We start from the raw sequence: 20,710 nt of genomic DNA, 5'->3' as shown, positions 1-20,710 counted from the left end.
AGCGCCCTTGCGGGCAACGCTGCCGCCGCTGCGGCAATTGCGAGCGCGCTAAGGGACGGTCGAGGGCGTAAACTGCCTCATCCCATGATGATTGGTGAGGACGCTATGGTTCGCCTGTGGTTGCTGTTGTCGGCGTTTGCCGGCTTTTCCGGTGTTGCTCTGGGGGCGTTCGCGGCTCATGGCCTGAAGAGCAGGCTGAGCCCCGAATACCTGGCCGTGTTTCAAACCGGTACCCATTACCAACTGATCCATGCCCTGGCATTGCTCGGCGTGGCGGTTCTCGCCTTGCTGGTGCCGGGCCGCCTGGTGAACCTGGCGGGTAGCTTCTTCGCCGTGGGCATCGTGCTGTTTTCCGGCAGCCTCTATCTGCTCACCCTCAGTGGCGTCAGCAAGCTGGGTATCGTCACTCCGTTCGGCGGCCTGGCTTTTCTGGCCGGTTGGGCGTGCCTGGGGCTGCTCGCCTGGCGCATGGCCTGAGACGAATGGCCGGTCAGTGCCTTGGTCATCGTCGGTGATCGGGCTAGAATGCCGGCCCTTTCTCCTGTTGTGACGTGTCGCCATGCATATCCAGTTGAACGGTGAAGCCCTCGAGTTGCCCGCAGGCGCCAGTGTCGCCGACTTGATCGAGCACCTGCAGCTGGCGGGACGCCGCGTTGCAGTCGAGCGCAACCTCGATATCGTTCCGCGCAGCCAGTACGCCAGCACGGCGTTGGCCGACGGCGATAGCCTCGAAGTGGTACACGCCATCGGCGGCGGTTGAGCCCTGCGCCACGCCCTTACAACTCTTCCGTGCAGAGGAATCCCCATGAGCCACGTTGTCAGCGACAAGCCCTTTACCCTGGCCGGCCGTACCTATCAGTCGCGCCTGCTGGTCGGCACCGGTAAATACAAGGATCTCGACGAGACCCGTGCAGCCATCGAGGCCTCGGGCGCGGAGATCGTTACCGTGGCGGTGCGTCGTACCAACATCGGCCAGAACCCGGGTGAGCCCAACCTGCTCGACGTGATTTCGCCGGATCGCTACACCATCCTGCCGAACACCGCCGGTTGCTACGACGCCGTCGAAGCCGTGCGCACCTGCCGCCTGGCCCGTGAGCTGCTCGATGGCCACAAGCTGGTCAAGCTGGAAGTGTTGGCCGACCAGAAGACCTTGTTCCCCAACGTGATCGAAACCCTCAAGGCCGCCGAAGTGCTGGTCAAGGAAGGGTTCGACGTGATGGTGTACACCAGCGACGACCCGATCATCGCCCGGCAACTGGCGGAAATGGGCTGCATCGCGGTGATGCCGCTGGCCGGCCTGATCGGCACCGGGCTGGGTATCTGCAACCCTTACAACTTGCGCATCATCCTTGAAGAAGCGACCGTGCCGGTGTTGGTGGATGCCGGCGTGGGCACCGCTTCCGACGCGACCATCGCCATGGAGCTTGGCTGCGAGGCGGTGTTGATGAACAGCGCCATCGCCCATGCCCAGCAGCCAGTGCTGATGGCCCAGGCCATGAAATACGCCATCGAGGCCGGCCGCCTGGCCTACCTGGCCGGGCGCATGCCGAAGAAGCTCTACGCCAGCGCGTCGTCGCCCCTCGACGGCATGATCCGCTAGGCCGTGAACAGACGCTAAGTTCAGCCTGCCACGCAGGTGCCGAACGGGGGCAGGCAGTCCCCGTTCGCGGTTTTCTCTTTCCCTTTTCCGTGTCCCGAGTACCCCATGAGCGATATCGAACAAACCCCAGCCGAAGAAACCCCACGGCACATGCGCGCCATCAAGAGCTTTGTGATGCGTGCCGGGCGCATGACCGAAGGCCAGCAGCGTGGCTTCGATCAGGGCCTGCCGAAGTTTGGCCTGGAGTTGAGCGATGGCCTGCAGGACTTCGACGCGGTATTCGGGCGTCAGGCGCCGCGCACTTTCGAGATCGGCTTCGGCATGGGCCACTCCACCCTGGAGATGGCCGCCGCAGCGCCTGAGCAGGACTTCATCTGCGTCGAAGTACACCGGCCAGGCGTTGGTGCGTTGCTCAACGGGGTGATGACCCAGAACCTCAGCAACCTGCGTGTGTACAGCTGCGATGCGCTGGAAGTGCTGCGTCAGTGTGTGGCCGACGCCAGCCTCGATCGCGTGCTGCTGTTCTTCCCTGACCCCTGGCACAAGGCGCGTCATAACAAGCGTCGTATCGTTCAGCCAGCATTCGCCGAACTGGTACGTCAGAAGCTCAAGGTCGGCGGCGTGCTGCACATGGCCACTGACTGGGAACCCTATGCCGAATACATGCTGGAAGTGATGAGTGTTGCCCCAGGCTATCGCAATCAGGCCGCCGATGGCCGCTGCGTAGAGCGTCCGGCTGAACGCCCGGTGACCAAGTTCGAGCGCCGCGGCGAGCGCTTGGGGCACGGTGTGTGGGATCTGAAGTTCGAGCGTATCGACTGATCGAGCGGATAACTGGCATCCGTCAAAGATCGCCGGCAAGCCGGCTCCTACGGAACTCGGATCGCCAGCAAAAATCTTCGTGCGCCGCACTTTGTAGGAGCCGGGGGACGTCTAGTCCTTCGGCGATAGCGGTTGCTGCGCGGATCTGGCATTCAGCTCGCGTCGCTATTATCCCGCCGTCAGGCTGACGCACCGCGCAATTGCTGCAACAGGCGCGCACCAAACACGTTGATCAGCAGCCCCAGCATGACGATGGCGGCGCCGACCCACTGTACGCTGCTTAGCCCTTCGCCCAGCAACAGCCAGGCTGAGCTGAGGCCAACCACCGGCACCAGCAGCGAGAAGGGTGCCACCTGGCTGGCCGGGTAGCGTGATAGCAGGCGGCTCCACAGGCCGTAGCCGAGCAGGGTGGCGACGAACGCCAGGTAGGCGATGACCAGCAGTGAGCTGAGGGAAATGTTGCGCAGCGCCGTTTCGATCTGCGCAGGCCCTTCGAGCATCAGCGACAACGCCAGGAACGGCAGCGGCGGAATCAGGCTGCCCCATACCACCAGGCTGACCAGGTTCACCTTGCCGATGCGCTTGGTGACGATATTGCCCAGCCCCCACATCGCCGCCGCACACAGGGTCAGTACGAAACCGGCCAGGGTGAAGCTACGCCCGCTTTCGCTGCCGATCAGCAGCAGCCCTGCGGCCGCCACGACCAATCCAATCAGGCTGCTGCGGCGCACCGTTTCGCCGATGAACAGCGCGGCGAAACCCAGGGTGAAGAAGGCCTGCGCCTGCAGCACCAGCGAAGCCAGGCCGGCGGGCATGCCGGCGTACATGGCCGAGAACAGAAAGGCGAACTGCCCCAGGGAGATGGTCAGGCCATACGCGAGCAGCCAGCGCAGCGGCATGTCCGGGCGGCGGATGAAGAGAATCGCCGGGAACGCCGCCAGTGCGAAACGCAGGGCGCCGAGCAGCATCGGCGGTACGCCTTCCAGGCCGACCTTGATGATCACGAAGTTGACGCCCCAGGCGACGATCACCACAGCTGCCAGCAGTATGTCCTTGGGTGTCATGGGCGCGGCCTCGTGTGGTGGTATGCGGACGCGCAGGCTAGCGCGGATGGTTCGCGCTGACACGCCACAGTTGGCGGCGTTTTTCCCCATACAGCACAGTACAAATGAAAACGCCCCGAACAGGTCGGGGCGTTTTTGTGTCGGCGACATCGATCAGACGGTGAGCGTCCAGTCGTAGTCGACGATCAGCGGCGCATGCTGAGAGAAGCGCGGCTGACGCGGCAGGCGTGCGGTGCGAACACTGCGGCGCATACCTGGTGTGAGCAATTGGTAGTCGAAGCGATAGCCCAGGTTGAGCATCTCCGCCTGTTCGTTGTCCGGCCACCAACTGAACTGGTCAGCCTCGCGGTTGACCTCGCGCACGGCGTCGACATAACCCATGGTGCCGGTGATCTCGTCCATCCAGGCGCGCTCGGGCGCCATGAAGCCGGGGGATTGCTGGCAGTCGCGCCAGTTCTTCACGTCCAGTTTCTGATGGGCGACATACAGCGAGCCGCAATAGATGTAGTCACGGCGCTTGCGGCGCTGCTTGTCCAGGTACTTGGAGAAATCGTCCATGAACTTGAATTTCTGATTCAGGTTCTCGTCACCGCCCATGCCCGATGGCATTAGCAGTGTGGCAATACTCACTTTGTCGAAATCTGCCTGCAGGTAGCGCCCGTAGCGATCGGCCGTTTCAAAGCCGAGTCCGCTGATTACCGCCTTGGGTTGCAACCGCGAGTAGAGTGCCACGCCACCTTGGCTTGGTACTTCTGCATCGCAGGCATAGAGGAAATAGCCATCCAATTGGAGGGCTTGGTCGTCCAGCTCAAAGGCGGAGGCACGGGTATCCTGCAGGCAGATCACGTCGGCATTCTGTGCTTGCAGCCAACTGAGCAAACCGCGCTCGACTGCAGCATGAATACCATTCACGTTCACACTGATGATCCGCATAAATGGCCCCCAAAAACACGTGCGTGTATGATACCTGAGCTAGACGCCATTTAGTAATTCCAAGCCACATCCAGTGCCGCCTCAGGGTCATTCATGCAAACGTATCAGCGCGATTTCATTCGTTTCGCCATCGAGCGAGGCGTTCTTCGCTTCGGTCAGTTCACCCTCAAGTCGGGACGCGTCAGCCCTTACTTCTTCAATGCCGGGCTTTTCGCCAGTGGCTTGGCGCTGGCTCGCCTCGGGCGCTTCTACGCGGCCGCGGTAGTCGACAGCGGTATCCAGTTCGACGTGCTGTTCGGCCCGGCCTACAAGGGTATTCCGCTGGCTGCCAGTACCGGTGTGGCGCTCGCCGAACATCATGATCTCGACCTGCCCTGGTGCTTCAACCGCAAGGAAGCCAAGGATCATGGCGAAGGCGGCACGCTGGTCGGCGCACCGCTCAATGGTCGCGTGCTGATCATCGATGACGTGATCACCGCCGGTACTGCGATTCGTGAGGTGATGCAGATCATCCAGGCGCAAAACGCTCAGGCTGCCGGCGTACTGATCGCTCTGGATCGCCAGGAGCGCGGTCGTGGGGAGCTTTCGGCGATCCAGGAAGTGGAGCGCGACTTCGCCATTCCGGTGGTGAGCATCGTTTCTCTGCAGCAAGTGCTGGAATATCTGGCCGATGATGCTGAACTGAAACAATACCTACCCGCTGTGGAAGCCTACCGGGCCGAATACGGTATCTGACCCCTGGCAAGCCGAGAGAACGTGCTTCATGTCGAAATCGCCCACCATGCGTCGCGCCCTCTGGCTTGGTCTGCTGCTGCCGCTATGGGCGAGCGCCAGCGAAATGTACCGCTACACCAATGCCCAGGGCATTACGGTGATAGATCGCCAGGGTGTACCCAGCGAGTTCATTGGTAAGGGCTATGAAGTGCTCAACGAGCAGGGTCGTGTCGTGAGGGTGATACCGCCAGCGCCAACGCCTGATGAAATGAAGAAGTTGCTGGCTGACCGCGCACGCGCGAAGTCCGATGTTCAACTGCTGCGCCTGTACAGCAGCCCCGAAGACGTAGACCGTGCACGCGCCCGCAAGCTGGCCGAGTTGGACGGCCTGATTGGCGTGGCCACAGGTAACTTGCAGTCGGCTCGCTTGCAGCAGGCCAACCTGCAAAAGCAGGCGGCGGATCAGGAGCGGGCGGGGCGTCAGGTGCCCGAGCAGTTGCTCGGGCAGATCGCCAGTCAGCGTGACGAGCAGGTTCGCCTGAAGAGGGAAATTGAACGCCATCAGGCGGTACGCAAGCAGGCGGAGAGCGGCTTTGCGTCAGATCGTGCGCGTGTTGGCGAACTGATCGGCCAGGGACGCTAGGCGCTCTCTGATTGAGGGTGTTTTGGTAGCCTGAGGCTAATCGGCGCGCCGTGATCACTACGCCTTTTGACCTGCCCTGCGCTCAGCGGCGCGGTGGTACCGAGCGGGTGCGGCCACTGCCGTCGATGGCGACGAACACGAATACCGCTTCGGTGACCTTGCGCCATTCGCTGGAAAGCGGGTCATCACTCCATACTTCTACCAGCATCTGTATCGAGCTACGGCCGATCTCCAGTGCCTGCGTATAGAAGGACAGCTGTGCGCCAACCGCCACCGGAACCAGGAAGGCCATGCGATCGATGGCCACGGTCGCGACGCGGCCAGCAGCGACCTTGCTCGCCATGGCCGTGCCGGCCAGATCCATCTGCGAGACCAGCCAGCCGCCGAAGATATCGCCGAAACCATTGGTCTCGCGCGGCAGTGCGGTGATCTGCAGGGCCAGATCGCCCTGAGGTATCGGGTCTTCCTGTTCGAAGTCTGTCATCTGTTCACGGCTCGCGGCGCTGTGGTGGCCCTGGAAAGTATACCGACTGGGTGGTCGCCTCGCGACCTTAGCGCGTTGCGCGCGCTCGTGCACTCGGATTTGCATCGCTGATGCTCATCTTGCGCCGTCATCCAACTGTCATATTGATTACATAGAGTGGTCACATCGGCTGACGATACTGAGCCCCGTTCCACCAACACGACCCCAATCGTGAGAAGGCGGCAAATCGGGCGCTACGACCACGGCACGCCGGCCTCTCAATGATTACCACTCTGCTAGGAGCAAGGCATGAAACTGAAGCGTTTGATGGCGGCCATGACATTTGTTGCAGCTGGCGTAGCCACTGCCCATGCGGTTGCCGCTGTCGATCCGGCTCTGCCGACCTATGAGAAGACTTCGGGCGTATCGGGCAACCTGTCCAGCGTCGGTTCCGACTCCCTCGCCAACCTGATGACCCTGTGGGCTGAGAATTACAAGCAGTCCTACCCGAACGTGAACATCCAGATCCAGGCTGCCGGTTCTTCCACCGCACCGCCCGCCCTGACCGAAGGCACCGCTAACCTCGGCCCGATGTCTCGCGCCATGAAAGACAGCGAGATTCAGGCTTTCGAACAGAAGTACGGCTACAAGCCGACTGCCGTTCCGGTCGCCATCGATGCCCTGGCCGTGTTCGTGCACAAAGATAACCCGATCAAGCAGCTGACCATGCAGCAGGTCGACGCCATCTTCTCCAGCACCCGTCTGTGCGGTGAGCCGAAGGAACTGAAAACCTGGGGTGAGCTGGGTCTGAGCGGCGAGTGGGCTACCAAGCCGATCCAGCTGTTCGGTCGTAACTCGGTATCCGGCACTTATGGCTACTTCAAAGAAGAAGCCCTGTGCAAAGGCGACTTCAAGTCGAACGTCAACGAGCAGCCAGGTTCGGCTTCCGTTGTGCAGTCGATCTCCAGCACCGTCAACGCCATCGGTTACTCGGGCATTGGCTACCGCACCGCCAGCGTCCGCGCCGTTCCCCTGGTGAACAAGAAGGGCGAGGTCGAAGAGGCCAACGAGAACAACGCACTGTCGGGCAAGTACCCGCTGGCTCGTTTCTTCTACATCTACGTGAACAAGGCGCCTAACAAGCCGCTGAGCCCGCTGGATGCAGAGTTCCTGAAGCTGATCCTGTCCAAGCAGGGCCAGGACGTCGTAGTCAAGGATGGCTACATCCCGCTGCCTGCCAAGGTAGTCGAGAAGACTCGCAAGGAGCTGGGGCTGTAAGCCTCTAGTAACAAGCAGCAATGAAGCCCGCCTCTCTCCGAGAGGCGGGCTTCGCTACGTCACCGTGCTGTAACTTTTCTGTCACACGAACGCGCTAAATTGGCCCGGCTCGTGAAACGCACAGAAAATACGGCGCGCTCATGGCCGCGCAGAGACGCTCTCCACTATGAATGACTTGGCAAGTGAACCCATGACCGCCTCTCCTAATTCCCTCGGGCTGGACTTCAACACTCCGGCCCTGCAACGCAAGCGCCGCATACGCGCCTTCAAGGATCGCCTGGCACGCTGGTGCGTGTCGATCGGTGGCCTGGCCGTGCTGGGCGCCATCACCCTGATCTTCTTCTACCTCGCCTATGTCGTGCTGCCGATGTTCCAGGGCGCTGACATCGAGAAGCGCGATGCCGTACAGCCGGCCTGGTTGGCCGATGCGGGCACCCCGCTGTTGATGTCCCTGGAAGAACAGAACCAAGTCGGCATGCGCCTGGCGAGCGACGGCAAGATCCAGTTCTTCGATGCCAGGAGCATGGAGGCACTGACCAGCGTCGAACTGCCTCTGCCTGCAGGCAGTGAAGTGGTGTCAGTTGGTGAAGATCAGCCTGGCAGCCACCGCGTTGCCCTCGGCCTCTCCAATGGCCAGGCGCTGGTGTTCGAGCACACCTATCGCATCTCTTACCCGAACGATGTGAAGACCATTACCCCGGCCATCGTCTATCCGTTCGGCGAAGCGCCGCTCGATATCGACCCGCAAGGCCGCCCGCTGGAGCACATGGGCATCAGCGTGAACAGCGGTACGCTGCTGATCGCGGGCTCCGTGGGTAGCGAGCTGCAGGTTCTGAGCCTGAGCCGTGAAGAGAACATGATGACCGGCGAAGTCAGCACCAGCGAGGAGCGCCTGGCGCTGCCGCAGATTTCCGAGCCGATCAAGGAATTGACCATCGACCCACGTCAGCATTGGCTGTTCGTGGTCAACGGTCGCGCCACCGCTGATGTATTCGACCTGCGCCGCAAGGCCCTCAACGGTCGTTACAAACTACTCAACGATGGCAACCGTGAAATCACCTATGCAACCTCGTTGTTGGGCGGCATCTCGCTGCTGACCGGCGACAGCGGCGGCGGCATCCAGCAGTGGTTCATGGTGCGTGACGAAGACGGCAATTCTTCGCTCAAGCCGGTTCGTGAATTCAAGATGGCCGACAGCCCGGTCACTCAGATCATTTCCGAAGAGCGCCGCAAGGGCTTCATCGCCCTGGACGACGCGGGCAATCTGGGCATTTTCCACAGCACTGCGCACCGCACCCTGCTGGTCGAGCCGGTCGCCGAAGGGCATAACATCGCCGCGCTGTCGCCGCGTGCCAACCGCGCCCTGGTCGAAGCCAACGGCAAGATCGAGCGCATCCTGATCGACAACCCGCACCCGGAGATTTCCTGGAGCTCGCTGTGGGGCAAGGTCTGGTACGAGAACTACGACAAGCCGGCCTACGTCTGGCAGTCGACCTCGGCGAACACCGATGCCGAGCCAAAGCTGAGCCTGGCACCGCTGGCATTCGGTACCCTCAAGGCGGCTTTCTACGCCATGTTGCTGGCCGCCCCGCTGGCCATCGCCGCGGCGATCTACACCGCATACTTCATGGCCCCGGCCATGCGCGGCAAGGTCAAACCGGTCATCGAACTGATGGAAGCGCTGCCGACGGTGATCCTCGGCTTCTTCGCCGGCCTGTTCCTCGCACCCTATGTGGAGGGACACCTACCGGGCATCTTCAGCCTGTTGATATTCACGCCGATCGGCATCCTGCTGGCGGGCTTCCTGTGGAGCCGCCTGCCTGAGTCGGTGCGTCTGCGTGTGCCGGATGGCTGGGAGGCGGCGCTGCTGATTCCGGTGATTCTGCTGGTCGGTATCGTTTCGCTGAGCATGAGCGGTTACCTGGAGAACTGGCTGTTCGATGGCAACATGCGCTCCTGGCTGAGCGATGACCTGGGTATTCCGTTCGACCAGCGCAACGCACTGGTCGTCGGTCTGGCCATGGGCTTCGCGGTGATCCCGAACATCTACTCGATCGCCGAAGACGCCGTGTTCAGCGTGCCGAAGAGCCTGACGTTCGGCTCCCTGGCCCTGGGTGCCACACCCTGGCAGACCCTGACCCGCGTGGTGATCCTGACTGCCAGTCCGGGCATCTTCTCGGCGGTGATGATCGGCATGGGCCGCGCCGTCGGCGAGACCATGATCGTGCTGATGGCCACCGGCAACACGCCGATCATGGACATGAACATCTTCGAAGGTCTGCGCACCCTGGCAGCCAACGTGGCGGTGGAAATGCCCGAGTCGGAAGTCGGCGGTACCCATTATCGGGTGCTGTTCCTCTCCGCTCTGGTGCTGCTGTCGTTCACCTTTGTCATGAATACGTTGGCCGAGCTGGTGCGTCAGCGCCTGCGCGTCAAGTACGCTTCGCTCTGAGGACTGCAAGATTATGTCCGTGAAAAAGCACAACATGAAATCCTGGTTCAAGAGCGGTTCGCCCTGGATCTGGATGAACGCCGGTGCGGTATCGATCGCCATCATCATGACCCTGGGTCTGCTGTCCGTGATCGCCACCCGTGGCCTGGCCCACTTCTGGCCGTCCGACATCATCGAGGCCACCTACCAGATCCCTGGTCAGGAAGCCAAGATCATGGCTGGCGAGGTGGTGCAGAAGGAAGAAATTCCACGCGCACGCCTGGCCTCTGCCGGTCTGCCGGTGAACGTCGACGGCGGCGAGTTCATGACTCGCGAGCTGCTCAAGGTTGGTAACCGCGATCTTTACGGCGCCGACTTCTCCTGGGTGGTTGGCGAGTGGCTCGGCGAACAGCGCAAGCCTGAAACCCTGACAGCTTTCGAGCGCCGCGAGTGGGGCAATTTCTACGGCTACCTGATCAACGTCAAGGAAGACGGCAAGCTGATCGCCGAAGGCGATGCCGCCTGGCCGGAGCTGCAGAAGCGCATTGATCGCGTCGACGATCTGCACAGCCAGATCGTGCAACTCGAGAAGCGTGACATCGGTCGCATCAACGCCGGTCTCGAGCGTGTGCGTCTGCAGACTCGCAAGCTCGAGCTCAGTGGTCAGCTGACCGAGACGGCCCAGGCTGACCTCGACGCCGAGCGTGCCCGCTGGGATGCCGAGTACAAGGTGCTGGAAGCCGAGCTCAATGCTCGCCACCAGCAGTTCAATCGCGACAGCATGACCGTGCGTTCCGCCGATGGCCGCGAGCAGGAAATCAGCCTCGGTAAAGTGGTTCGCGCGTTCCGCCCCAACGCCATGTCGAACCTCGACAAATTCAGCTTCTACGGTAGCAAGCTGTGGGAGTTTGTCAGCGACGATCCGCGTGAGGCGAATACCGAGGGCGGCATCTTCCCGGCGATCTTCGGCACCATCATGATGACCTTGATCATGGCCGTCATCGTCACCCCGTTTGGTGTGGTTGCGGCAATCTATCTGCGTGAGTATGCCAAGCAGGGGCCGCTGACCCGAGTCATTCGTATCGCGGTGAACAACCTGGCTGGTGTCCCCGCTATCGTCTACGGTGTGTTCGGTCTGGGCTTCTTCGTCTACGTGCTGGGCGGTTCGATCGACCGGTTGTTCTTCCCGGAATCGGCACCGGCACCGACCTTCGGTACCCCGGGCCTGCTGTGGGCATCGCTGACCCTGGCACTGCTCGCCGTACCGGTGGTGATCGTTGCCACCGAGGAAGGCCTGGCACGGATTCCGCGTGCGCTGCGTGAAGGTTCTCTGGCGCTAGGTGCCACCAAGGTCGAGACGCTGTGGCGCGTGGTACTGCCGATGGCCAGCCCGGCGATGATGACCGGTCTGATCCTCGCTGTCGCACGCGCTGCCGGTGAAGTAGCGCCGCTGATGCTGGTCGGCGTGGTCAAGCTGGCACCCAGCCTGCCGGTCGATGGCAACTACCCTTACCTGCACCTCGATCAGAAGATCATGCACCTGGGCTTCCATATCTATGATGTTGGCTTCCAAAGCCCTAACGTCGAAGCCGCGCGGCCGCTGGTGTACGCCACCGCGCTGCTGCTGGTAATAGTGATTGCGACGCTCAACCTGACGGCCGTTTACATGCGTAACCGTCTACGTGAGAAGTACAAGGCCCTGGATCATTAAGGCGGCTGTAGGCCGCAGCGCGTAGTGTCAGGCGAAAGCCGGCCAGCGCTGCAGCTTGAAGCCTGTAGCCCCCGAAGGAGATTATTTATGCAGCATGAAACCGCTACCCACGGCATCGACATCTCGGCCCTTGGCCGCGACAAGCAGAGCCTGAACCTGGCCAACGAAACCGTGGCCATCGAAGTGCCCGGCCTGAACCTGTTCTATGGCGACAAACAGGCCCTGTACGACGTCAAGATGAATATCCCCAAGCAGCGCGTGACCGCCTTCATCGGCCCGTCCGGTTGCGGCAAGTCGACCCTGCTGCGTACCTTCAACCGGATGAACGATCTGGTCGACGGTTGCCGCGTGGAAGGCGAGATCAACATTGATAGCCGCAATATCTACCGCAAGGGTGAAGACGTTGCCGAGCTGCGCCGCCGCGTCGGCATGGTGTTCCAGAAGCCTAACCCGTTCCCCAAGAGCATCTACGAGAACGTGGTTTACGGCCTGCGCATCCAGGGCATCAACCAGAAGCGCGTCCTCGACGAGGCCGTGGAATGGGGCCTGAAGAGTGCGGCGCTGTGGGATGAGGTCAAGGATCGCCTACATGAATCCGCTCTCGGTCTGTCCGGTGGTCAGCAGCAGCGTCTGGTGATTGCCCGTACCGTGGCCGTGCAGCCGGAAGTGCTGTTGCTCGATGAGCCGTGCTCGGCCCTCGACCCGATCTCCACGCTGAAGGTCGAAGAGCTGATTTACGAACTCAAATCCAAGTACACCATCGTCATCGTCACCCACAACATGCAGCAGGCCGCGCGGGTTTCCGATTACACGGCGTTCATGTACATGGGTAAGCTGATCGAATTCGGCGACACCGATGCACTGTTCACCAACCCGGCCAAGAAGCAGACCGAGGACTACATCACCGGTCGTTACGGCTGACAGCAATGGGCCGCCAGCGTCACGCGGCCATCCTGGGTGAATTCGCAGACAATGACTTGTAGCTTGAAGCTCGGAGCTTGAAGCCTTCGCGGAGCGAAACAGATGATCAACAAAGACAGCCTGACCCATCATATTTCCCAGCAGTTCAACGCCGAGCTGGAGGAGGTGCGCAGCCACCTTCTGGCGATGGGCGGCCTGGTCGAGAAGCAGGTCAACGACGCCGTCACTTCACTGATCGAGGCCGATTCCGGCCTGGCCCAGCAGGTGCGCGAGATCGACGACCAGATCAACCAGATGGAGCGCAACATCGACGAAGAATGCGTGCGCATTCTCGCCCGTCGCCAGCCGGCGGCCTCGGATCTACGCCTGATCATCAGCATCTCCAAGTCGGTGATCGACCTGGAGCGTATCGGTGATGAAGCGACCAAGATCGCCAAGCGCGCGATTCTGCTGACCGAAGAAGGCGAGTCGCCGCGCGGCTACGTTGAAGTTCGCCACATCGGCGATCAGGTACGCAAGATGGTGCAGCAGGCGCTAGATGCCTTCGCCCGCTTCGACGCCGACTTGGCCCTCTCGGTGGCGCAGTACGACAAGACCGTCGACCGCGAATACAAGACCGCGCTGCGCGAACTGGTTACTTACATGATGGAAGACCCGCGTTCGATCTCCCGTGTGCTCAATGTTATCTGGGCCCTGCGTTCGCTGGAGCGTATCGGTGATCACGCGCGCAATATCGCCGAACTGGTGATTTACCTGGTACGCGGTACTGACGTCAAACACATCGGCCTGACTCGCATGCAGGAAGAGGTACAGGGCGGCGCCAAGGAGTGATCCTGGCCGTACTGGTAGCCTGAGAACGCGTGGATGCCCGGTATAGGCTGGCCAGTTCCACGTGCTCCCTCGCATTACGCTTTAGTGTTGGCCTTAGGCCAGTGCTGGCGTCTATGCTAATGACCATTCGAGGGAGTGGTCGATGAGCAAAGTCAGTGTATTGGTGGTGGACGACGCCACCTTTATCCGCGATCTGGTGAAGAAGGGGCTACGTGACCATCTGCCCGGTATCCAGATCGAGGAAGCCGTTAACGGGCGCAAGGCCCAGCAGATGCTGGGCCGTAGTCCGATCGACCTAATCCTCTGCGATTGGGAAATGCCCGAGATGTCTGGTCTCGAGCTGCTGCAATGGTGCCGTGAACAGGAGTCGCTGAAGGGCGTACCGTTCATCATGGTCACCAGCCGTGGCGACAAGGAAAACGTCGTGCAGGCCATTCAGGCCGGTGTCTCGGATTTCATCGGCAAACCGTTCTCCAATGAGCAACTGATTACCAAGGTCAAGAAGGCCCTGCAGCGCAGTGGCAAGCTGGCAGGTCTGACCGCGGCTGCTCCGCCGAAGATGCTCAGCAGCGGGGCTTTCGCTAATGATTCACTGTCAGCGCTGACTGCCGGTAAGGCCGAGGTGGTACGGCCTGCTGGCCCAGCGCAGCCGGCGGCGTTCAGCGCCAGTCCGGCGGTTGCCAAAGCGGCACCGAGTACGCCGATGGGGCGCAGCCAGGGGCAACTGCGTTTGCCTGGTGGCACCATGGCTTGTGTGGTCAAGGCGCTGAGCCTCAAGGAAGCGCTGCTGGTGGTCAAACGCGGTGATCTGATTCCACAAGTGCTGGAAAGCGTGGTGATTGATCTGGAACAGGGCGAGTCGTCGGAAGTGGCGCGGCTCAACGGCTATCTGCACAGTGTCGCCGCCTTCGAGCCGAAGCCTGACAGCGAGTGGTTGCAAGTGGTGTTGCGCTTCGTGGATCGTGATCCACAAAAGCTGGATTACCTGTCACGGCTGATCGCGCGAGGCACCACTCAGAAGCACTTCACCCCAGGCGGCTGAGCCGCTCCAGCACCATCCTCGGTACGCAGGTCAACGCCGACAACCGCCGAGCAGTCCATCAGGTCTGCTCGGTTTTCCCGTCAGGCCACGGCGTGAAGATGCGGCTGCCAGGATTCGGGAATCTGTTCCAGCCTTGGATAGTTGATCGCCTCCAACTGCAGATGCGGTAGCAGGAAAGGCGTGTGGCGCAGGTGTTCGGGCAGGCTGCGCAGCTCCGGTATCCACAGGCTGACGTATTCCCCCTGAGGATCGTAGTGACGAGCCTGCTTGAGGGCGTTGAACATGCGCTTGAGCCGCGGATCGCTGCCGACGCCTGCCAGGTAGGCCCAGTTGCCCCAGTTGCTGGCCGGGTCATAGTCGATCAGATGCTCCTCGAACCAGGCCGCACCATGTCGCCAATCCTGCTCCAGGTCGCTGACCAGGTAGCTGGCTACCACCTGGCGCCCCCGATTGGACATGAAGCCCGTGGCGATCAGCTCGCGCATGTTGGCGTCGACCAGCGGCATGCCGGTACGCCCCTGAGCCCAGTGCTCGAAGCGCTCGTCGATCTGCTGCGGCGCGCGCTCGGTGGCTTTCAAGCCGCCGGCTTCGAACAGCGCCTGGCCATGGCGCTGCAGGGTGCAGCGAAAGAACTCGCGCCACAGCAGTTCCAGCCATAGCCAATAAGTGGATTCGTTGGCTCCATAGAGCGATTCATGGCGGCGCAGCTCAGCTGCTGTGCGGCGCGGCGACAGGCTGCCGTTGGCCAGCCAGGGCGAGAACTTCGACGAGTACTCGCTGCCGATCATGCCATTACGGGTCTCCTTGTAGCGCCTGACCCCCTGGCTGTCCCATAGGTAATCACGCAGCCGGGCCTGGGCCGCTGCCTCGCCACCCGAGAAGGGGAAGGCGCTCGGCGCGATGCTCAGGGCATCGCCAAGGCCGAACTGGGACTGGGTGGGTAGGCCGAACTCCGGCGCGTCGGCGCCATCTGGCAACGGTGGCAGTTGATCCGGCGCTGCTTGCGGCTGGAACACGTACTGGCGCGCATCGATCAGTGCGCGGAACTGGCTGTACACCTGAGGCAACTGCTCTAACGGGCAAGGCAGTTCGGCTTCGCTGAACAGGCTGTTGCTTTGCGCTGTGCGTAGGGGAACGCCACCAAGGTTGTCGCGAACACGAGCGAGCAGAGCGAGTTCCTGAGGGGCGATTTCGTCGAGGGTCAGCACCTGCTGCAGGTCGAACTGCTCGACCACCTGCACGACCACCTCTTCCGGCTTTCCGGTGATGACCAGAAGCTTCGAACCACGCTGGCGCAAGGCGCTATCGAGCGCTGTCAGGCTTTCCAGCAGAAAGCGTGCACGGTGCACGCCGATGCGACGGCTGCCGAACTCGTCGAGTTGCAGCAATGCTGGGTCGAGCACGTACAGAGGCACAAGATGATTGGCGCCGAGGGCTGCCTGCAGCGCGGGATGATCGTCGAGGCGTAAGTCCTGTTTGAACCAGAGCAGCGCACGCATGGAATGTTCCCTCATAGTGGACTCAGTATGGATCGCCAAGAGGTATGACAAGTTCAGCGCCGTCTGGCGCCGACCGGTGGCAGGCGTTGCCCGATAACACGAAGGCGCATTGCTGACTGACGGCGGCTCTCGCAGACACTAGACTGTGCGGCTGTTTTCAGGAGCCCGAACATGGACATCTTCAGCATCGCCGTGCTGCTCTTTCTGGTCACCGATCCGTTTGGCAACATCGCTATCTTCATTGCCGCCTTGAAGAACGTCGCCCCTGAGCGGCGCTTGCGGGTGGCCGCGCGCGAGCTGTTGTTCGCCCTGGGTTTACTGCTGCTGTTCCTTACCTTTGGTGACAAAGTGCTCAGTTCACTGGGCCTGTCGCGGGAGGCAACCGCGATCGCGGGGGGTATCATCCTGTTCGTCATCGCTATGCGCCTGATCTTTCCCAGCCCGCACGGCGTGCTCGGGGATGTTCCGGACGGTGAGCCGATGCTCGTGCCGCTGGCCACGCCAGCAGTGGCCGGGCCATCTGCACTGGCGGTGCTGATGACCTTGCGTAACACCCACGAAGGTGAGCTCTGGGAGCTCTACCTCGCGCTGATCCTGGCCTGGGCCGCGACAGCGTTCATCCTGTTGCAGGCTTCTTTCCTGCAGCGTTTCCTCGGCCCTCGCGGGCTGACCGCAGTGGAGCGGCTGATGGGCATGCTGTTGATCATGCTCAGCGTCGACATGCTGTTGGACAATCTACAAAGCGTATTGCATATCCAGCCATGAAATTCCTAAGTCTTGCCCTGTTCGCCCTCCTGCTCGCTGGCTGTGCCAGCGGGCCTCGCATTGATCACAGCTACACCTCCAGCGGCCAGAGCAGCCGTGTGCAGTACATCGTGCTGCACTACACCTCGGCCGACCTGCCACGATCCCTGGAGCTGCTGACCAAGGAAGAGGTCAGCGCCCACTACCTGATCAACGCTGTGCCGCCGACCATCTACCAACTGGTGGACGAAGACCGTCGTGCCTGGCACGCCGGCGTCAGCGAGTGGCAGGGCCGCACCTGGCTCAACGGCACCACCATTGGCATCGAGCTGATCAATCAGGGTTACTTCGACACGCCCAAGGGGCGTTACTGGCAGCCGTATGCCCAGCAGCAGATCGACGCGCTGATCGTGCTCCTCAAGGACATCATGCAGCGCCACCAGTTACCGCCTGGCAGCATCATCGGCCATAGCGATATCGCACCGCAGCGCAAGGTCGATCCAGGCCCGTTGTTTCCCTGGAAGCAACTGGCCGATGCCGGCCTGATGCCCTGGCCGGATGCCGCTGCAGTGGCGCGCGAGCAGGCCGTTTACACCCTCAGCCTGCCAGACGTCGCCTGGTTCCAGCAGCAATTGGCGGAGCAGGGCTACGTGGTGCCGAATAGTGGCGTACTCGATGAAGAGACCCGCAACGTGATCCGCGCCTTCCAGATGAAGTACCGGCAAACGCTATACAATGGCCAGCCGGATGCGGAAACCGCTGCGCTGTTGCTGGTGCTCAATCGCATGGGCAAGGCTTAACGCCAAGGTGATGAGCAGGGCGCCGTCGCCATGGCGCCCTTGCCTTGATTGACTGCTTACAGCGGCAAGGCCATATGAAAGCGCGCACCTTGGCCAGGCTGAGACTCAGCCCCGATGCGCCCGCCATGCAGTTGGACGATTTCCTTGCACAGCGCCAGGCCGAGCCCTGCGCCGCCTTTCTTGCGCCCGATCTGCACGAAGGGCTCGAACAACCTGGCCTGCTGGCCGTAGGCGATACCCTCACCTTCATCCTCGACACTGATCAGCAGTCGATCATCCTGACGTTGCGCCAATAGGCGGATGTTTCCGGCTTCAGGGCTGTGGCGCAGGGCGTTGTCGATCAGGTGGTCGAGCACGCGGTCGATTTGTGCCCGATCCAGGTGGATGCGCGGCAGCGCATCGCCTGTTTCCAGCGCCAGGCGAACCTGGCGCGTTTGAGCCTTGTCGGCGTGTCGTTTGGCTGCATGCTCGAGCAGATCGGGAATGTCGCAAGGTGCCAGCTCGAGTTTCTGCACGCCGCTCTGGTAGCGCGAGAAATTCAACAGATCCTCGATCAGGTGCACCAGACGTTCCATTTCCTCGTCGACGATGCGCACCAGATCCGCTTCGCGAGACTCTTCTGCGAACTTGCTGCGCTCGCGCAACAGGCCGAATGCCATATGCATGCCGGTGACCGGAGTGCGCAGTTCGTGTGAGGCGCGCAGCACGAACTCGTTTCGGGCTCGCTCGAAGGCGCGCTGCTCGGTGACGTCATGCAGCACCATCACGGCGCCGAGGATATGCCCCTGGCTGTGGCTGACCGGCGTCAGGCTATAGTTGAGCAGACGGGTTTCTCCATTCGCCTCGACCTGCAGATCCGCCAGCCGCTGCTCCAGGCTGTGTCCCTGTAATACGTGTTGCAACTGGTCATCCAGCTCTGGGCGCGCCAGTGCCTGGCTTGGGCTCTGACCGAGCGGTTGGTCATGCCAGCCGAGCTGACGCTGGGCGACTGGATTGAAATGCCCCAGTAATCCATCGCGGCCAAAAATCAGCAGGCCGTCATCGATGCTGTCGAGCACCGCCTGCAGACGATGCTGTTCGGCCATCAGTGCCTCGACGTTGCTGCTCTTGAGCTGGTTCAGGCTTTCCGCCATGAGGCCGAAACGGCGGCTTAGCGCGGACAGTTCGGCAACCGGGGTCACTGGCAGCGTTACCTGGAAATCCCCCCGACCGATCTGGTCGGCGGCACGGGCCAGGGCGTCGATGGGTTGGCCGACCCGGCGGGCGATGGTGTGTGCCGTGATGAATCCGATCACCAGCACCGCCAGCCCGACGAGTCCCAGTAGCCCGGCGATCAACCAGGCGCGTTCGCGGGCTTCGGCTTCCGACTGCTGCACGGCCGTCACATAACTCACCTGCAAGTCGTTGAGGCGGTCACGAACGGTTTCGATGGTCTTGGCGAAATCACCATTGGTGAGCAGCTCATGACGCACCGTCAGCGGGTCTTCGAGCAGGCGGCTGTATTTCTGGTAGGCGCTCTGGATCTGGGCGATTGCCTGGCGGTCACCCTCCGACGCGCTAGTCTTCAAACCGTTTTCGATCCACTCGCGGACGCGCTGGTCGGACTCCTTCAGGCTTTGCACTGTCTGCTGGTCGAAGTCCTCGCCGAGCATCAGAAACAGCTGTTTGCCCAGTTCCTGGCGCAAATCGAGGCTGTCGTTGATGACTTCCAGGTTGTGCGCCAGCGTGCGGTTTTGCGTCTGCGTGAGCTGCAGTACGCTGAAAATGCCGAGCATCAGGCCCAGCAAGGCGACGGTGAGCAGGGCGCTAGTGCTGAGAAATAGCTTGCTGCGAAGCTTCATAGGCCGAGCTGCTTTCGTTTTCGATACAGCGTCGAGGCGTCGATGCCCAACGTTTTGGCTGCCTGGTCGAGGGTATCGCTGTTGGCGAGCACTGCCGAGATGTGAGCCTTTTCCAGCTCTTCAAGGCTGAGGTCTGCCCCTACGCGTGGTGCGCTGTTGGTCGTTGGTGCGCTCATCCCCAAGTGACCGACATCCACCCATTCCCCAGGGCAGATGATGCTGGCGCGCTCGATCACATTGCGCAGTTCACGGATGTTACCGGGCCATTGATAGTCGAGCAGTGCCTTCAGTGCTTCCTCGCTGAAACCGCGTGCTGGGCGGGCGTAATCCTTAACGAAACGGGCGAGGAAGCGGTCTGCCAGGGTAAGGATGTCATCGGCACGTTCGCGCAGTGGCGGTAGGTTCAGGGTGATGACGTTCAGGCGATACAGCAGGTCTTCGCGGAAGTGTCCTTCCTTGACCATTTCGGCGAGGTCGCGGTTGGTCGCCGCGAGGATGCGCACGTCGGCGTGGCGGGTCACCGGGTCGCCCACGCGCTCGTATTCCTTGTCCTGAATGAAGCGCAGCAGCTTGGGCTGCAGGGTCAACGGGAAGTCGCCAATCTCGTCGAGAAACAGGGTGCCGCCGTCGGCCTGGTTGACTCGACCCAGGGTGCTTTCGCTGGCGCCGGTGAAGGCGCCGCGGCTGTGACCGAACAGTTCGCTTTCCATCAGCTCGGCGGTCAGCGACGGGCAGTTTATGGTCACGCAGGATTTCTTCGCGCGGCGGCTCCAGCCGTGGATGGCACGCGCCAGTTCGCCTTTACCGGTGCCGGACTCGCCGAGGATCAGGATATTGGCATCGGTAGCGGCTACCTGCCGTGCGGTTTCCAGAATCGCCATCATCGCCGGGCTGTGCGAGTCGATACCGTCGCTGGGCTTGCGCACCTCGCCTTCCAGGGCTTCCAGGCGTGCGGATAGCTGGCGCACCTCCAACTGCTTGGCCGCGGCCAGGCGCAGTTGATCCGGGCTGCACGGCTTGACCAGGTAGTCGGCGGCGCCGGCCTGCATCGCATCCACGGCGCTGTCGATGGCCGAGTGCGCAGTCACGATCACCACACGCATCCAGGGCGCGAGGATGCGCATCTGCGCGAGCACATCCAGGCCGTTTTCATCCCCCAGGCGTAGGTCGAGGAAGCACATATCAAACACCTGCCTCTGCAGCAGCGACTCGGTTTGCGCCGCGCTGTTGGCAGTGGTGACCTGATAGCCCTCGTCCTCCAGGCAATAGCGGAAGGTACGCAGGATAGCCGCTTCGTCGTCGACCAGCAGGATGCGCCCGCTCTGACCTGTTGCTTCCATTTACGTGCTCCATGGGGTGGATGGCAGAGATTA

The 20,710-nt window shown here is 61.8% G+C and carries 20 protein-coding genes; 14 read left to right on the top strand and 6 right to left on the bottom strand.

The window, feature by feature from the left end; genetic code table 11:
- The first annotated feature begins 105 nt into the window (after positions 1–105).
- The 4 genes from K5Q02_RS03425 to trmB all read left to right on the top strand — a co-directional run bounded on the left by K5Q02_RS03425 (position 106) and on the right by trmB (position 2,422).
- The gene (locus tag K5Q02_RS03425) at positions 106–477 is read left to right on the top strand and encodes a DUF423 domain-containing protein (RefSeq protein WP_225836407.1); all 372 of its coding nucleotides are present in this window, start codon (positions 106–108) and stop codon (positions 475–477) included.
- 82 nt (positions 478–559) lie between these two features.
- Positions 560–760, top strand: coding sequence for a sulfur carrier protein ThiS (thiS, locus tag K5Q02_RS03420; protein WP_225836405.1), 201 nt, complete (start codon positions 560–562; stop codon positions 758–760).
- A 45-nt stretch (positions 761–805) separates the two neighbouring features.
- On the top strand, positions 806–1,600 hold the full coding sequence (locus K5Q02_RS03415; RefSeq protein WP_225836404.1) for a thiazole synthase: 795 nt from the start codon (positions 806–808) through the stop codon (positions 1,598–1,600).
- Positions 1,601–1,750: 150 nt separating this feature from the next.
- A complete protein-coding gene (trmB, locus tag K5Q02_RS03410) occupies positions 1,751–2,422 on the top strand; it encodes a tRNA (guanosine(46)-N7)-methyltransferase TrmB (RefSeq protein ID WP_225839553.1) in 672 nt (223 codons plus the stop codon).
- A 179-nt stretch (positions 2,423–2,601) separates the two neighbouring features.
- On the opposite strand, the gene K5Q02_RS03405 is transcribed toward trmB, so the two are convergent.
- Positions 2,602–3,486, bottom strand: coding sequence for an EamA family transporter (locus tag K5Q02_RS03405; protein WP_225836402.1), 885 nt, complete (start codon positions 3,484–3,486; stop codon positions 2,602–2,604).
- Between the two features lie 153 nt (positions 3,487–3,639).
- A complete protein-coding gene (locus K5Q02_RS03400) occupies positions 3,640–4,419 on the bottom strand; it encodes an exodeoxyribonuclease III (protein ID WP_225836400.1) in 780 nt (259 codons plus the stop codon).
- A gap of 93 nt (positions 4,420–4,512) precedes the next feature.
- On the opposite strand from K5Q02_RS03400, the gene pyrE reads away from it, so the two are divergent.
- Both pyrE and K5Q02_RS03390 read left to right on the top strand, forming a co-directional pair.
- A complete protein-coding gene (pyrE, locus tag K5Q02_RS03395) occupies positions 4,513–5,154 on the top strand; it encodes an orotate phosphoribosyltransferase (protein ID WP_225836398.1) in 642 nt (213 codons plus the stop codon).
- Positions 5,155–5,182: 28 nt separating this feature from the next.
- Positions 5,183–5,776 (top strand): DUF4124 domain-containing protein, encoded by a 594-nt coding sequence (locus tag K5Q02_RS03390; protein WP_225836395.1) that lies wholly within the window; start codon positions 5,183–5,185, stop codon positions 5,774–5,776.
- 82 nt (positions 5,777–5,858) lie between these two features.
- Here K5Q02_RS03390 and K5Q02_RS03385 read toward each other — a convergent pair whose 3' ends face one another.
- The gene (locus tag K5Q02_RS03385) at positions 5,859–6,260 is read right to left on the bottom strand and encodes an acyl-CoA thioesterase (RefSeq protein ID WP_225836393.1); all 402 of its coding nucleotides are present in this window, start codon (positions 6,258–6,260) and stop codon (positions 5,859–5,861) included.
- Positions 6,261–6,548: 288 nt separating this feature from the next.
- On the opposite strand from K5Q02_RS03385, the gene K5Q02_RS03380 reads away from it, so the two are divergent.
- The 6 genes from K5Q02_RS03380 (at position 6,549) to K5Q02_RS03355 (ending at position 14,453) form a co-directional block, all read left to right on the top strand.
- Positions 6,549–7,517, top strand: a complete 969-nt coding sequence (locus K5Q02_RS03380; protein ID WP_225836391.1) for a PstS family phosphate ABC transporter substrate-binding protein — start codon at positions 6,549–6,551, stop codon at positions 7,515–7,517.
- Positions 7,518–7,683: 166 nt separating this feature from the next.
- A complete protein-coding gene (locus tag K5Q02_RS03375) occupies positions 7,684–9,969 on the top strand; it encodes an ABC transporter permease subunit (RefSeq protein ID WP_225836387.1) in 2,286 nt (761 codons plus the stop codon).
- A 13-nt stretch (positions 9,970–9,982) separates the two neighbouring features.
- Positions 9,983–11,659: a phosphate ABC transporter permease PstA gene (pstA, locus tag K5Q02_RS03370; RefSeq protein ID WP_225836379.1), complete on the top strand. Its 1,677-nt coding sequence runs from the start codon at positions 9,983–9,985 to the stop codon at positions 11,657–11,659.
- Positions 11,660–11,746: 87 nt separating this feature from the next.
- On the top strand, positions 11,747–12,580 hold the full coding sequence (gene pstB, locus K5Q02_RS03365; protein WP_225836378.1) for a phosphate ABC transporter ATP-binding protein PstB: 834 nt from the start codon (positions 11,747–11,749) through the stop codon (positions 12,578–12,580).
- Positions 12,581–12,682: 102 nt separating this feature from the next.
- The gene (gene phoU, locus K5Q02_RS03360) at positions 12,683–13,411 is read left to right on the top strand and encodes a phosphate signaling complex protein PhoU (RefSeq protein ID WP_225836376.1); all 729 of its coding nucleotides are present in this window, start codon (positions 12,683–12,685) and stop codon (positions 13,409–13,411) included.
- Positions 13,412–13,553: 142 nt separating this feature from the next.
- Positions 13,554–14,453, top strand: a complete 900-nt coding sequence (locus K5Q02_RS03355; protein ID WP_225836374.1) for a response regulator — start codon at positions 13,554–13,556, stop codon at positions 14,451–14,453.
- 80 nt (positions 14,454–14,533) lie between these two features.
- Here the strand turns inward: K5Q02_RS03355 and K5Q02_RS03350 are convergent, their stop codons facing one another.
- Positions 14,534–15,952 (bottom strand): DASH family cryptochrome, encoded by a 1,419-nt coding sequence (locus tag K5Q02_RS03350; protein ID WP_225836372.1) that lies wholly within the window; start codon positions 15,950–15,952, stop codon positions 14,534–14,536.
- A 171-nt stretch (positions 15,953–16,123) separates the two neighbouring features.
- Here K5Q02_RS03350 and K5Q02_RS03345 point away from each other — a divergent pair, with 171 nt between their 5' ends.
- Together K5Q02_RS03345 and K5Q02_RS03340 are read left to right on the top strand one after the other, a co-directional pair.
- The gene (locus K5Q02_RS03345) at positions 16,124–16,717 is read left to right on the top strand and encodes a MarC family protein (protein WP_225836370.1); all 594 of its coding nucleotides are present in this window, start codon (positions 16,124–16,126) and stop codon (positions 16,715–16,717) included.
- Positions 16,714–17,496 (top strand): N-acetylmuramoyl-L-alanine amidase, encoded by a 783-nt coding sequence (locus K5Q02_RS03340; RefSeq protein ID WP_225836368.1) that lies wholly within the window; start codon positions 16,714–16,716, stop codon positions 17,494–17,496. The genes K5Q02_RS03345 and K5Q02_RS03340 overlap by 4 nt, the downstream gene beginning before the upstream one ends.
- A 56-nt stretch (positions 17,497–17,552) precedes the next feature.
- Here K5Q02_RS03340 and K5Q02_RS03335 read toward each other — a convergent pair whose 3' ends face one another.
- Positions 17,553–19,337, bottom strand: a complete 1,785-nt coding sequence (locus K5Q02_RS03335; RefSeq protein WP_225836365.1) for a KinB sensor domain-containing domain — start codon at positions 19,335–19,337, stop codon at positions 17,553–17,555.
- Positions 19,334–20,677, bottom strand: a complete 1,344-nt coding sequence (gene algB / locus K5Q02_RS03330) for a sigma-54-dependent response regulator transcription factor AlgB (protein WP_225836363.1) — start codon at positions 20,675–20,677, stop codon at positions 19,334–19,336. The genes K5Q02_RS03335 and algB overlap by 4 nt, the downstream gene beginning before the upstream one ends.
- Positions 20,678–20,710: the final 33 nt, after the last annotated feature.

This window comes from Pseudomonas sp. MM211, assembly GCF_020386635.1.
Lineage (GTDB): Bacteria > Pseudomonadota > Gammaproteobacteria > Pseudomonadales > Pseudomonadaceae > Aquipseudomonas.
This window is presented reverse-complemented; position numbering and strand designations above follow the sequence as displayed.

What these genes read in the sequence shown, in the direction of transcription:
- K5Q02_RS03355 (WP_225836374.1), top strand. Translation starts at nt 13,554, where the DNA reads ATGAGCAAAGTCAGTGTATTGGTGGTGGACGACGCCACCTTTATCCGC.
- K5Q02_RS03375 (WP_225836387.1), top strand. Translation starts at nt 7,684, where the DNA reads ATGAATGACTTGGCAAGTGAACCCATGACCGCCTCTCCTAATTCCCTC.
- K5Q02_RS03405 (WP_225836402.1), bottom strand. Translation starts at nt 3,486, where the DNA reads ATGACACCCAAGGACATACTGCTGGCAGCTGTGGTGATCGTCGCCTGG.
- pstB (WP_225836378.1), top strand. Translation starts at nt 11,747, where the DNA reads ATGCAGCATGAAACCGCTACCCACGGCATCGACATCTCGGCCCTTGGC.
- pstA (WP_225836379.1), top strand. Translation starts at nt 9,983, where the DNA reads ATGTCCGTGAAAAAGCACAACATGAAATCCTGGTTCAAGAGCGGTTCG.
- K5Q02_RS03350 (WP_225836372.1), bottom strand. Translation starts at nt 15,952, where the DNA reads ATGCGTGCGCTGCTCTGGTTCAAACAGGACTTACGCCTCGACGATCAT.
- phoU (WP_225836376.1), top strand. Translation starts at nt 12,683, where the DNA reads ATGATCAACAAAGACAGCCTGACCCATCATATTTCCCAGCAGTTCAAC.
- K5Q02_RS03425 (WP_225836407.1), top strand. Translation starts at nt 106, where the DNA reads ATGGTTCGCCTGTGGTTGCTGTTGTCGGCGTTTGCCGGCTTTTCCGGT.
- K5Q02_RS03340 (WP_225836368.1), top strand. Translation starts at nt 16,714, where the DNA reads ATGAAATTCCTAAGTCTTGCCCTGTTCGCCCTCCTGCTCGCTGGCTGT.
- pyrE (WP_225836398.1), top strand. Translation starts at nt 4,513, where the DNA reads ATGCAAACGTATCAGCGCGATTTCATTCGTTTCGCCATCGAGCGAGGC.
- K5Q02_RS03415 (WP_225836404.1), top strand. Translation starts at nt 806, where the DNA reads ATGAGCCACGTTGTCAGCGACAAGCCCTTTACCCTGGCCGGCCGTACC.
- K5Q02_RS03385 (WP_225836393.1), bottom strand. Translation starts at nt 6,260, where the DNA reads ATGACAGACTTCGAACAGGAAGACCCGATACCTCAGGGCGATCTGGCC.
- trmB (WP_225839553.1), top strand. Translation starts at nt 1,751, where the DNA reads ATGCGCGCCATCAAGAGCTTTGTGATGCGTGCCGGGCGCATGACCGAA.
- K5Q02_RS03400 (WP_225836400.1), bottom strand. Translation starts at nt 4,419, where the DNA reads ATGCGGATCATCAGTGTGAACGTGAATGGTATTCATGCTGCAGTCGAG.
- K5Q02_RS03335 (WP_225836365.1), bottom strand. Translation starts at nt 19,337, where the DNA reads ATGAAGCTTCGCAGCAAGCTATTTCTCAGCACTAGCGCCCTGCTCACC.
- K5Q02_RS03380 (WP_225836391.1), top strand. Translation starts at nt 6,549, where the DNA reads ATGAAACTGAAGCGTTTGATGGCGGCCATGACATTTGTTGCAGCTGGC.
- K5Q02_RS03390 (WP_225836395.1), top strand. Translation starts at nt 5,183, where the DNA reads ATGTCGAAATCGCCCACCATGCGTCGCGCCCTCTGGCTTGGTCTGCTG.
- algB (WP_225836363.1), bottom strand. Translation starts at nt 20,677, where the DNA reads ATGGAAGCAACAGGTCAGAGCGGGCGCATCCTGCTGGTCGACGACGAA.
- K5Q02_RS03345 (WP_225836370.1), top strand. Translation starts at nt 16,124, where the DNA reads ATGGACATCTTCAGCATCGCCGTGCTGCTCTTTCTGGTCACCGATCCG.
- thiS (WP_225836405.1), top strand. Translation starts at nt 560, where the DNA reads ATGCATATCCAGTTGAACGGTGAAGCCCTCGAGTTGCCCGCAGGCGCC.